10 protein-coding genes and 1 pseudogene are annotated in these 12,350 nt (G+C 56.0%); 8 read left to right on the top strand and 3 right to left on the bottom strand.

From position 1 onward, the window contains the following. Positions 1-46: 46 nt before the first annotated feature. From AC3WQH_RS06850 to mobB, 4 genes are all read left to right on the top strand, one after another. Complete coding sequence (locus AC3WQH_RS06850; protein ID WP_007781634.1) at positions 47-412, top strand: Na-translocating system protein MpsC family protein; 366 nt, start codon at positions 47-49, stop codon at positions 410-412. Positions 413-609: 197 nt separating this feature from the next. Continuing rightward, positions 610-2,958, top strand: a complete 2,349-nt coding sequence (locus AC3WQH_RS06845) for an FdhF/YdeP family oxidoreductase (RefSeq protein WP_007781638.1) — start codon at positions 610-612, stop codon at positions 2,956-2,958. A 43-nt stretch (positions 2,959-3,001) separates the two neighbouring features. Continuing rightward, entirely contained in the window at positions 3,002-4,261 is a 1,260-nt protein-coding gene (locus tag AC3WQH_RS06840; RefSeq protein ID WP_492331959.1) for a molybdopterin molybdotransferase MoeA, read from the top strand. Positions 4,262-4,270: 9 nt separating this feature from the next. After that, positions 4,271-4,786 carry a molybdopterin-guanine dinucleotide biosynthesis protein B gene (mobB, locus tag AC3WQH_RS06835; protein WP_026557964.1) on the top strand — a complete coding sequence of 172 codons (516 nt, stop codon included), beginning with the start codon at positions 4,271-4,273 and terminating at the stop codon, positions 4,784-4,786. Between the two features lie 137 nt (positions 4,787-4,923). On the opposite strand, the gene AC3WQH_RS06830 is transcribed toward mobB, so the two are convergent. Next, positions 4,924-5,238, bottom strand: coding sequence for a histidine phosphatase family protein (locus AC3WQH_RS06830; RefSeq protein WP_238503896.1), 315 nt, complete (start codon positions 5,236-5,238; stop codon positions 4,924-4,926). A gap of 228 nt (positions 5,239-5,466) precedes the next feature. After that, positions 5,467-5,987: pseudogene (locus AC3WQH_RS06825) on the bottom strand (suppressor of fused domain protein). Between the two features lie 370 nt (positions 5,988-6,357). Between AC3WQH_RS06825 and hmpA the strand changes: the two are divergent. Beyond that, complete coding sequence (gene hmpA / locus AC3WQH_RS06820; RefSeq protein ID WP_007781656.1) at positions 6,358-7,575, top strand: NO-inducible flavohemoprotein; 1,218 nt, start codon at positions 6,358-6,360, stop codon at positions 7,573-7,575. Between the two features lie 24 nt (positions 7,576-7,599). On the opposite strand, the gene AC3WQH_RS06815 is transcribed toward hmpA, so the two are convergent. Beyond that, positions 7,600-8,109, bottom strand: a complete 510-nt coding sequence (locus AC3WQH_RS06815; protein ID WP_007781659.1) for a Crp/Fnr family transcriptional regulator — start codon at positions 8,107-8,109, stop codon at positions 7,600-7,602. Between the two features lie 224 nt (positions 8,110-8,333). Between AC3WQH_RS06815 and AC3WQH_RS06810 the strand changes: the two genes are divergently transcribed. From AC3WQH_RS06810 to AC3WQH_RS06800, 3 genes are all read left to right on the top strand, one after another. Beyond that, positions 8,334-9,278: an MBL fold metallo-hydrolase gene (locus tag AC3WQH_RS06810; RefSeq protein ID WP_007781661.1), complete on the top strand. Its 945-nt coding sequence runs from the start codon at positions 8,334-8,336 to the stop codon at positions 9,276-9,278. A gap of 289 nt (positions 9,279-9,567) precedes the next feature. Beyond that, a complete protein-coding gene (locus AC3WQH_RS06805) occupies positions 9,568-11,349 on the top strand; it encodes a M3 family oligoendopeptidase (protein WP_007781666.1) in 1,782 nt (593 codons plus the stop codon). Between the two features lie 97 nt (positions 11,350-11,446). Next, positions 11,447-12,313 (top strand): bis-aminopropyl spermidine synthase family protein, encoded by an 867-nt coding sequence (locus tag AC3WQH_RS06800; protein WP_492331958.1) that lies wholly within the window; start codon positions 11,447-11,449, stop codon positions 12,311-12,313. Positions 12,314-12,350: the final 37 nt, after the last annotated feature.

Here is a 12,350-nt window from a genome sequence, read left to right as displayed (position 1 = left end):
GTAAAGTCTTAGTAGAGAATGATTGGAATAAAGGTGAGTACCGTCGATGAATAAGTTCGAAGCAGAGTTCAGTAATTTGGTCAGAGCTTTCCGGAAGCGCCATATGGGGAAAGGACCTAGCAAGATCAGCACCACGTTTTGCAAAAACTGGGCGATCTGCGAAATGGAGGGCAATCTTTCGCCGGTGGAAAAGTTCATTGCCACTTCGGAAGATGGAAAGCAGACACTACGAGCTGCCAGAACCGAAATGGTCAAGGAGATGTATCGGAAACACCAGCCAGTTGACATGGAAGCGTTTCTGGGCGCAAAACTCGTCGACCTGTTCGTCGACATTGACATTGAACGTGATTTTGGGATGTCCATCTTTGTTTTCGATCAGGACATCGAGAAAAAATGGAAAAACGAACCGTAAGTCTAAGCGAAGCAGCGTTCCTGTTCACCGGTTAGACAAAGCGGACTTCGCAAGCAAACACGACGTTGAGACTAGGTAGCGAACCTGCCGGAGACAACCACCGTGAACGCGCTCTCTTCCTATCAGGGATCAGGGACGGTTTCATGGTGGTTTTTTTAATCTCACGCGTGTTTGACCAGAGAGGAGCGTAAAAACAAATGGGCAAGACCAAGCATAATGGACCCGTCAAACTGGACACGTCGCTGAAGCCTTCCTTGTGGGCTTCCATGATGCCCATGGGACTTGGCAAAATCAAGCCGCATCACATCATTGACACGATGAAGGTCGTGTATGACAACCGGGACAACCTGGGCTACGCCTACCGGATTTTGACCCAGGGAGTATGCGACGGCTGCGCGCTCGGCGTATCCGGTCTGTACGACCAGACTCTCACAGGCCCGCATTTGTGCACGACGCGCCTGAACGTGCTGCGCCTCAATACAATGCCTGCCATGGATGACAAATGGCTCGAAGATGTAAGCGCTCTAAAACAGATGTCGAGCGTGGAGCTGCGCAAGCTGGGCAGGATTCCTTATCCGCTGTCGCGCAAGCCGGGCGAAAACAAATTCACGCGGATCAGTTGGAACGACGCTCTGGACCGGATCGCGAACAAGATCAAAGGCATCAGTCCTAAGCAGCTCGCGTTTTTCTTGACTGCGCGGGGAATTACTAACGAAGTGTACTATACGGCGGCAAAAATGGCCCGTTTTCTGGGGACGAACAACATCGACAACGCCTCCCGCATTTGCCACTCGCCGAGCAAGACAGCCTTGAAGCGGTCGCTTGGCATCGGGGCGTCGAGCTGCAACTACCAGGACTGGATCGGCACGGATGTGCTCGTCTTCTTCGGCTCGGTTCCGGCGAACAACCAGCCTGTCTCCACGAAGTACATGTACGCGGCCAAAAAAGCGGGAACGAAGATCATCCTGATTAACCCTTACAAAGAGCCGGCGATGGAAAAATACTGGATTCCGTCGGTGCCGGAGAGCGCTGTGTTCGGCACGAAGCTCGCGGACGATTTTTACCAGGTCAACATCGGCGGCGACATCGCCTTCATGAACGGCGTGATGAAGCACTGGTTCGAGATGGAGGAAGCCAATCCGGGCTCGGCGATCAACCGCGAGTTTGTCCGGGAGCATGCAAACGGCATCGAGGAGCTGCGGGGGCATGTGACCAATCTGCCGTGGGATCAGATCGAGCAATCCTCTGGCTTGAGCAGGGAGCGGCTGAAAGAATTTGCGCTTTTGCTCGCCAATGCCAAATCAGGCGTATTTGTATGGAGCATGGGACTGACCCAGCACCGCTTTGGGACCGACAACATTTCCTCCGTTGCCAATCTGGCGATTCTGCGCGGCTTTTTGGGCCGGAAGCACTGCGGCGTGATGCCGATTCGCGGCCACTCCGGCGTGCAAGGCTCCGGGGAGATGGGAGCGGACCCGTTCAGCTTGCCTGGCGGCGATTTTGACGAAAAGAACTGGACGAGAATCGAAAAGCTGTGGAAGTTCCCGATCCCGAAATGGCAAGGCGATATTGTCGGCATCTCGCTCGAAAACGCCCTGCTGCCCGATGGACACGAGCGCAAGACGCGGCTGTTTTACACGAGCGGCGGCAACTTCCTGGAGACGATGCCTGACCCTGACTTCATGGAAAAATGTTTGGAGAATGTCGAGCTGCGCGTCCATCAGGACATCATTTTCAACACGTCTACCCTCGTCGATGCCAAGGAAGAGGTAATCGTCCTGCCGGCGATGACGCGCTACGAGCAGCCGGGCGGCGGCACGTCGACCAGTACGGAGCGGATGGTGTACTTCAGCGCCGAGATCGAGGGGCCGCGGATTGAAGAGGCGCGGGCCGAGTGGCAGATTTACGTCGATTTGGCTGCGCGCGTGCATCCGGACAAAAAGCACCTCATGCATTTTGCCAGCGCGGAGGAAATTCGTGCGGAAATCGCGCAGGCGAATCCGAACTACGACGGCATCCAGCATTTGAAAAAACGCGGAGATGTGTTTCAATGGGGAGGGGCCTGGCTGTGCGAGGACGGAGTGTGCCCGACGCCAGACGGCCGAGCGAATCTGCTGCCGATCGAAATTCCGCAGCTTGACAAGCCGGAAGGGCATTTTTACGTGACCACCCGCCGCGGCAAGCAGTTCAACTCGATGATCTACAGCAACAAAGACCCGTTCAACAACGCGGATCGCTACGATATTTTAATCAATCCGGAAGACGCGCGGGAACTGCGCATTGCGGAAGGCGAAACGATTGTCGTGTATAATAGCTATGGCACCTACCAAGGGCGCGCCAAGTTTGAAGATACGAGAAGAGGGAATATCCAGGTGTACTGGCCGGAAGGAAACGTGCTGATTCCAAAAGGCGTGTACGAAGCGTTCGCGGGTATCCCGGAATACAATACGGCAGTGAAGATCGAAAAGGCGGATTCGTTCACTGCTAATAAAGATTTGAAATACAAGGAAAAACCGATAGAAGATTTGGAAGTAAACGTCGGCTGACAAAAACGGCGTGATGGGCGGTCACAATTAGGAGGAACGGACGATGCGTTTTGCGCGACCAACAGTCTCGGTAGAGGAAGCGATGGGCAAATGGCTCGCGGCATTGCCTACGCTGGAAACAGAACGGGTGCATATCGGGGAGGCTTACGGGCGAATTTTGGCTTGCGATTTGTACGCAACGTACGATTTGCCGCACTTTGACCGCTCGCCGCTGGACGGCTTTGCCGTAAGGGCGGCGGATACGGTCGGGGCTACGATCGCGAGCCCGCTCGCCCTCAAGGTGATCGAAACCGTAGCGGCGGGACAGGTGCCTGAGCGAACCGTGACGGAAGGCTGCGCTACGCGGATCATGACCGGAGCGATGATGCCGGAAGGCGCCGATGCCGTGATTATGTTTGAGCAAACGCAAAACCCTGGCGAGCACGCGGAAACCGTCTGGATCAAGCGGGCGATGCAGCCTGGGGAAAATGTCTCCCGCCGCGGCGAGGAGATGGCAAAAGGAACGGTGATCGCCAAGGCTGGCGAGAGGATCAACGCAGGCACGATCGCCAGTCTGGCTACGTTTGGCTACGCGCAAGTCGATGTTTTCCGCCGGCCGCGAGTCGGCCTTCTGGCGACGGGCAGCGAGCTGTTAGGCATTGACGAGCCGCTCGTCCCGGGAAAAATTCGCAACAGCAATATGGTGATGCTGACCGCTCTCATTGCCGAGGCGGGGGGCATCCCTGTTTGCTTTTCCGGCCTGCCCGATGAACTCGCCGTGGCGAAGCAAAAAATCAGCGAATACATGCAGCAAGTGGATGTGCTCGTGTCCAGCGGAGGGGTGTCAGTGGGCGATTTCGATGTGATCGCGCTCCTGACGGACGAGCCGGACGTGGAACTTTTGTTCAACCGGGTAGCGATGCGCCCGGCCAGTCCGACGACGAGCATGCTCGTTGGAGGCAAGCCGTACTTGGCGCTGTCGGGAAATCCCGGAGCCTGTTTCCTCGGCTTTGAGCTGTTCGCGCGGACGGCGATCCGGCGCCTTTCCGGGGCGGCAGAAGTCGTCCCGCACGCAATCCGGGCGAGGCTGGCCGTTTCTTATCAAAAGCCGTGCCCGTTCCCGCGCTATTTGCGCGGCAGGCTGCTGGAACAAGACGGCGGACTTTTGGCGGTGCCTGATTTCAATGAAAAGGCGGGCAATCTCGGAACGCTCAAGGACAGCGAATGCTTCATCGTCATTCCGCCGGGCGGAAGCGGCAAGCAGGCGGGCGAGCTGGTCGAAGTTTTAACCCATGCGGCCCCGACCTGGAGGAAGGAAGGATAGCGAATGGACCTGGACAAACAGCCGTGCGTGTTGCAAATCGTCGGCTATTCCAACAGTGGCAAGACGACGCTGTTGACGAAGCTCATTCCTCTGCTGGAGGGCGCCGGGCTGCGGGTTGGCGTCATCAAGCACGATGGCGGCCACGATTTTGAATGGGACCAGCCTGGAAAAGACACGTGGCGCTATCGCGAGGCAGGAGCTTCGATCGTGGCAATCACCTCGCGGACGAAGACGGCAATCGTCGAGCAGCGCCCGCAAGAGCTGGCCGTACTCGTACAGCGTCTTGCGGCCGCCGGAGCGAACCTCGTCCTCGTGGAAGGCTTCAAGCGGGAAGGCTACCCCAAGCTCGTGCTGTTGCGGCGGCCGGAAGATGCTGAATTGCTCCGGTCCGTGTCCAACCTGGTCGGAGTGGTAAGCTGGGGAGAGCAGAAGCAGGCGGAGCTGCCCTGTTTTCACGTAGACGACATAGACGGCATCGCCCGGTTTGTGCGAGAGCGGATCGAGGAAGCGCCGCCAATTATTTAATAGAAGCAAAAAGATCATCCCGGCCGAGGCGAGGGATGATCTTTTTTTTGGATCGGGGCCGCGAAGGCTTGTCGCCAGTGCCTGGTGCAGCCAGGTTTTCTAATAGGCAAAACGTTTCGACTGGCCCAAACGTTTGCTCACGACTCAGGCTGTTGCCGCTCGAACAAATAAAGCGCGCCGTTGCTCGCAATTTTGAACTTAGGTCCGTTGAAGCCTCGGCGAATCAGAATCGCCCAGAGCAAAAACGGCAGCCTAAGCCGTGCAGGCAAGGCAGGCGGCGCGATTTCCTTTAGCTCGGCCATTTGCGTAATCGGTCCCTGAAAGATCAGCTCCGCCGTTTTTACCGCAAGCGAAAGCGAGCTGGAATAGCATCTGCTCCACTCAATTCCTTTCAGGTCGGTCCGGCCTGCCTCAATGTCGGCCAGGTCGTACGTTTGAAACCATGCATTCACGTCCCGGCCGCATATGAACGCACCTTTTGGATAATCTTGCTTGACTTTGTAATGTCTTACTAAACCTATTTTCAATGTCAGTTCCATTCTTTCCCCGTTGAACCGGATGGCAGGAGACAGGAGCTTTGCGCACGGTGCTGCAGAAACATAGAGTCGCAGACTGCCAGACTGCCAGACTGCCAGACTGCCGACGGGGAACGCGTCATACCCGGTGCTTTTTTCGGCTGTTCACAAGTAAGACTGAACCCTGTTCATATCTGTCAGCAAGTATGGATTGTCCTTTTTCATCGCTGCAATCAATGTCTCCGCCTGCGCAGGGTCGTCCTTCAACGCTTCCAGTTCCTTTTGCGTAATGCCGACCAGTTGCAAAAACTCTACTCTCTGCCATGGACGGTGTCGATTCCTTTTGCTTCTGTATCCTCTACAATGAGCAGGGCCGTAATCGCCGAATCTGTGCCAATATGAATCGACGTGCCGTTCCCTGCGACAAACTGGTTAGGCTCGAAAAACCGTTTCTGGGTGTATGTATAGCGCGCCAGGTTGGACAGCATGTCGATCGCCCACATACATTCCTCGTTGGAATCTTCCTTTAACTTGATCGTCATCTCATAGCCCCAACGGCTCCATTCGCCGCCGTATGCCTCTTCGTCCGTGTACAGCTCCGTCATGCCGTAGGTCAAAATGTGCTTGTAGCCGTTCGGAGATTGATAAATGCTGAAGCCATCCAAATAGGCGTCCCCGCCAAACATGGCGCGATTCACCATATTTGTCGCATAATGTGCAGGCTCCTGTGCAGGATAAAGCTGATGGAACACTTCGTCGATCGCGTCCCAGCCCGGTGCCCAGTCGTCCTGCTCGGATGCGCGTTGTTTGTATTCTTCCAAAGTCAAGCAGCATACCCCCTCCAATTTTGGTTATATCTTACTATAGCGCAGGACGGAGCAACAGGGCCAAATCTCGTAAAACTTTTATGATTAACCAGCTTCAGCAGGCAGGAAGCTCTTTTTTTGTTGTCACAAATCGTTTCTTTTTCCTGTGATTACAATCACAGGAGGCAAAAGCTTTGCTCCGGTACACTAGTGACATAGATCACACGTTGATTTTTCAAGGAGGGCCAATATGCTGAACCAAAAAACGATCGATATTATCAAATCCACCGTGCCTGTACTGGAAGTGCACGGGACAACGATAACCAAACGCTTTTATCAACGGATGTTTGCCAACCATCCAGAGTTGTTGAACATTTTCAATCACGCTAACCAAAAACAAGGCAGACAGCAAACGGCACTGGCTAATGCGGTGTATGCGGCTGCCCTGTACATCGACAAGCTGGAAACGATTTTGCCCGTCGTCAAACAGATCGGACACAAGCACCGCAGCTTGGGCATCAAGCCGGAGCATTATCCGATTGTCGGGGAAAACTTGCTCGGTGCGATCAAAGAGGTGCTGGGCGATGCCGCGACAGACGAGATCATCGAGGCTTGGGCGGAAGCGTACGGGGTAATCGCAGACGCGTTCATCAGCGTGGAGGCGGAAATGTACGAACAGGCGGAGAATCAGCCAGGCGGCTGGGCCGACTTCCGGGAGTTTGTCGTGGAGCGCAAAGTAAAAGAGAGCGATGTCATCACGTCCTTTTACCTCGTACCGAAGGACGGGAAAGAGATTGCGAGCTACGAGCCAGGTCAGTATGTAAGCGTCAAAATGGAGATCCCGGGAGAGGAAAATACGCACATTCGCCAATACAGCCTCTCGGATGCGCCGGGCAATCCGTACTACCGCATCTCCGTCAAACGGGAGGACGCGATTGGCGACAAGCCAGCCGGAAAAGTATCCGTGTACTTGTGGGAGCACGTTAACGAAGGAGACATTTTGCCTCTGTCCGCGCCAGCAGGCGACTTCATTCTTGACCAGCAGGATGACAGACCTGTCGTGCTCATCAGTGGCGGCGTAGGGCTGACACCGATGATGAGCATGCTGAAAACGCTGGTGAAAACGGGCTCGAACCGCCCGGTGACGTTCATTCACGCAGCGCAAAACGGAAATGTGCATGCGATGAGAGACAGTGTGGAGGAGTTGGCTGCCCAGCATCCGCAAGTAAAAGCGTTCTGGTGCTACGAAAAGCCGACCGAGCAGGATCGGGCAGCGCAAGCCTTTCACAAAGAGGGCTACATTGACTTGCCTTGGCTGCAAAGCGTCATTGCCGACAAAAACGCGAGCTTCTATTTCTGTGGCCCGGTTCCATTCATGAAAACAGTCAATCGGGCCCTGAAGGAGTGGGGAGTGCCTGCGCAGGACATTCACTTTGAGTTTTTCGGTCCTGCCGGAACGCTGGACTAAGAGCTGGAAGCAAGCTCGCAGCGCTTACTTGCGGGCGCCTGACTGGGCACGCAGCAAGCGGTTGACCGTTTCCCGGCGCAGCCCGATGAACTGGCCGATTTCGTCCTGGGTCAGCACTTCGGACAGGGAAGCGACGGGAACGAACGACTGGAACCAGAGTTGCAGCTTGCGCAGTCTTTCCGCCGGAGATACTTCGGACAACTGGTCGATGCGCTGCTGCATCATGCGCAGCTTTCCTTGCAACTGCAAGGCGATCTCCCGGCATTTCTCGTGGTTTTCTTCCAGTTCGCGGTACCAGTCGGCCGCGGACAGCACTTCGACCTCACAGGTGACGAGCGCGACGGCTGTTCCGTAGTAAGGATTCGGGCTGAGCAGCGAGTGATGCGGGATCGTCTCGCCTGGCACGATGACGTTGACCAGCGTGAGCGTCCCGTCTGCGTGCACCCGGTTGATTTTGAGCATGCCGCTTTTCAGATGGTAGAGCGGCCCTGTCTCGCCTTGGCGGAACAGCGTTTCCCCTTTGTGCAAAATCATTGGTTTTCCTCCTTGTTCAAACGATCCATACGGCAGTAGCAGTATATCACAATCTGCTTTGCCAGCACCTGCTTTCCGCGACGGGAGGGCAGGTGCTTTTTCGCGTAGTGGACAGGTGCGTTTTATGTGGAAATCAGCAGTTTCCGGCATGTTTTGCCCTTGCGTTCCAGACGGAATCGTTTGCTATAATGAGACAATCACGTTATGGAAAAAGGTGTTCTCTGATGCAAAGTACGATCCTCATCTGGCTTGGCTACCTGCTCGGACTGCTCGTTGTGGGCTTTTTTGGCTACGTGGCGTACCGTTACTGGTACCATATGGGACAGCTTCCGAAGCCGCCGTTTCGAGAGCTGGATGCGAAGCCTGCGCCTGAGAACTGGTCTGATGATGAGGTGACGTTTACGTGGATAGGCCACTCGACGATTCTGTTGAATGTTTACGGAACCAAAATCTTGACTGACCCGGTATTAGGCGAAAAATTGGGACTTCGCGTCGCAGGGCTGCTGCATTTTGGCCCCAGGCGCTTCACGCCTCCCGCTCTTGATTTTGACGAGATCGGCAGCGTGGATTTGATTTTATTGTCCCATGCCCATATGGACCATGTCGACCTGCCGACGCTGCGCCGGCTGGCTCATCCGTACACACACGTCATCACGGCCAGCAATACCGGAAAACTGCTTCGCCGCATGCCGTTTGCCTCCTGCAAGGAGCTTGCCCCGGGGCAAGCCACGACGACAAAAGACGGAGTGACCGTCACGGCGATTCCGGTCAGACACTGGGGCAACCGTTTCCCGTGGAACCATGACTACGGCTACAACGGCTACGTCATCGAGAAAAACGGCGTGCGCATTTTGTACCCTGGCGACACTGCCTACATGTCGATGGAGAGTTTGCCGCAAGAGTTTGGACAGTTTGACCTCGTGTTCATGCCGATCGGAGCCTACAAGCCCGATTCCTACCAGGCTGCGCATTGCACGCCCGAGCAGGCGTGGCAAATGTTCAAGGAGAGCCGGGGCAAATGGCTGGCGCCGATTCATTGGAACACGTTCGTCCTCTCGCGCGAGCCGGTAGACGAACCGATGCAGCGTTTGCTTGCGGCAGCGGGCGAGGAAAAAAATCGGATTATCGTCGAGCGGCAAGGAGAGACGTTCACCTTGCCCGTGCGATAGCAGCGATTGCTTGCGTGAAAAAGCAAGGTTGGAAGCGACTGCTTGCGGGCAGTTGTTTTTTCGTACAAATAAGAATTGATAAGATTTTTATCCGGTATAAGGGCAAGGAAGGTTGCACCAATGGCTTGGCGCAGCCAGGCTTTCTACTGCTCGCGGCAGCTTTTGGCAGGCGCGGGATGGCTGGCGACGTGCCGCGATGATAGCCGCCCGGACGAACTGCATAAACTAGAAGGAATCACCTGCTTCTTATAGAAATTATTTTATCAAGAGTTTTGGAGGAGGGATACATATGACGAAAGCATTGCCGCAGCGTTGGGATTTGGATGTATTATTTCCCGGTGGAAGCGAGTCGACTGCGTTTTTGGCTTTTCTGGAGCAGTTGGAAAAAGATATTTCGCAACTGAAAGCCCGCGTAGAGGATGCCGCACTCGCCTTGCAGGAAAAGGACGCGTTTTTGGAGGTTGTCTCCGAGGTGCAAAGCATCGCGGTGCGGATGAGACAGGCGGGCGCGTTCATTTCGTGCCTGACCGCGCAAAATGTGAAGGACGAACCAGCCAAGCTGCTCGGCGGACGGGTGAAAACGATCTCCGCTGCATTCGGCGCCGTGCTGACGCGCTGGGATGAACAGTTGCTGCGCATCGACGAAGCGGCATGGAACAGCTTGCTGGAGGACGGGGAGCTGCAGCCGCTCGCGTTTGTGCTGAACGAGCGCCGTCGCCGCGCCCAGGAAAAGCTGTCGCCGGAGCAGGAAGTGCTGGCGAGCGACCTCGCTGTGGACGGCTACCACGCCTGGCAAGATTTGTACAACGCCGTGGTGGGCCGGATGACGATCGAAGTGGAGCTGGACGGGGAGACGAAGCAGTTGTCCGTAGGGCAAGCCTCCAACCTGATGAGCCATCCGGACCGCGCCGTTCGCAGCCAAGTATTTGCCAAATGGAAAGAAGCATGGGGCAAGGAAACCGAGCTGTGCGCGCAAGCACTCAACCACCTGGGCGGCTTCCGTCTCGCCCTGTACCGCCACCGTGGCTGGGATTCCGTGCTGCGCGAGCCGCTCGACATCGGGCGGATGCAGGAAAAAACGCTCGAAGCGATGTGGCAGGCGATCGACAATCGCAAAGACCGTCTCGTCGCTTACCTGGAACGCAAGGCGAAGCTGCTCGGCATCGACAAGCTGAGCTGGTCTGACGTATCCGCTCCGGTCGGAAGCGTGCACAAAAAAGTGTCGTACGACGAGGCCGCTGCCTTGATCGTCGAGCACTTCAACCGTTTCAATCCGAGCATGGCGCAGTTCGCCCAAAAGGCGTTTGAAGAAGGCTGGATCGAGGCGGAGGACCGCCCGGGAAAACGTCCGGGCGGCTTCTGCACGAGCTTCCCTGTGAGCAAGCAGTCCCGCGTCTTCATGACGTATGCGGGAAGCGCAAGCAACGTCTCCACGCTCGCGCACGAACTGGGGCACGCGTACCACCAGCAGGTGATGTGGGATTTGCCGCCGCTCGCCCAAAACTACGCGATGAACGTAGCGGAAACCGCCTCGACGTTTGCCGAGATGATTCTCGCCGACGCTGCCGTGAAAAACGCGGCCAACGACGAAGAGCGCCTCGTGCTGCTCGAAGACAAGCTGCAATCCGTCGTCGCGTTCTTCATGAACATTCACGCGCGCTTCCTGTTCGAGAAAAACTTCTACGAGCAGCGCAAAAAAGGTCTGGTGAGCGCAGCCGAGCTGGACCGCATCATGGAAGAGGCGCAAAAGACGGCGTTCAAAGACGCCCTCGCGGAGTACGAGCCGCACTTCTGGGCGTCCAAGTTGCATTTTTACATCACGAGCTATCCGTTCTACAACTTCCCGTACACTTTCGGCTACTTGTTCAGCTTGAGCGTGTACGCGCGTGCGCTGGAAGAAGGCGAGAGCTTCGCGGCAAAATACGATGCGCTCCTGCAGGACACCGGCCGTCTGATGGTCGAGGATTTGGCGAAGAAGCATCTGGGCGAAGACATGACGACCGTCGAGTTTTGGCAAAAAGCAGTCGACCTGGCTGTGGCAGACATCGACGAGTTCCTGCGCCTGACGTAAAAAAGCCATTAGAAAACCTTGCGTATAGATTGGTGAGTCAAGCAGCCTGTTGCTTCGGTGACAGGTTGCTTTTTTATGCGACAGATTGTAATATCAAGTGCGACACCTGCCCGAGCTGTCTCAGGAACTGCGACAAATTTTGTCCCGGCGCCCACAAGCCAACGTGCAGCTCGACCAGGCGAAGTGTACGGCAGAGACGAGTTTGCGCCGGGCGATCCTTTGCCTGCGAAACCATGCGCTCGTCGGCAAAAAAATATTGTGTGTGGGCGACGACGATTTGGTCAGCGTCTCGCTTGCCTTGCTGCTCAAACGGCTGTTTCCGGGGAAGGAAGTAGCCTCCGGGCGGATCGAGGTAGTCGATATCGACGAGCGCTTCCTGCAATTCATCACAGGGGTGGCGAAGCAGCATGCCTTGCCGATCCGCTGCCATCGCGCCGATTTGCGCCAGCCGCTGCCGAAGAAATTGCAGCGGCAATACGACTGCTTTTTTACCGATCCGCCCTATACGCTGCAAGGGATGTCCCTGTTTTTGTCGCGGGGAATCAGCGGCTTGCAAAAACGCAAAGGACTGCCGATTTTCCTCTCCTTTGACCACAAGTCTCCTGATTTTGCGTTGCGCATGCAGCAGCAGTTCGTGCAGGCGGGGGTGAGCGTCCGCGAAGTCATCAGCCATTTCAACGAGTACGAAGGGGCGCAAATGCTGGGCGGAAAAGGGCAAATGATCGTGCTTGCCACTACCGAACAGACGGCGCCGATCGTGGAGCATGCCTTCACGGAGCCGCTTTACACCGGAGAAGAAGCGCGCTCGCAGCGTTTGTACCGTTGCCAAAAATGCGCCCACGTCAGCAAGGTCGGGGCCAGAGAACAGGTAGCGACGATCGAAGTGTTGAAAAGCAAGGGCTGCCCGCGCTGCCGCCATGCGCGCTTTGCGCTGATTGCGCGACTCCCTTCCAATCGCGACTGATTGTCCAGCGTCCGGCATATGGTAGAAGTGAGGGGGG

The sequence above is a fragment of the Brevibacillus sp. FW301-21C12A genome (assembly GCF_058788915.1).
The sequence above is the reverse complement of the archived record's forward strand: the minus strand, read 5'-3'. Positions and strand labels throughout refer to the sequence as shown.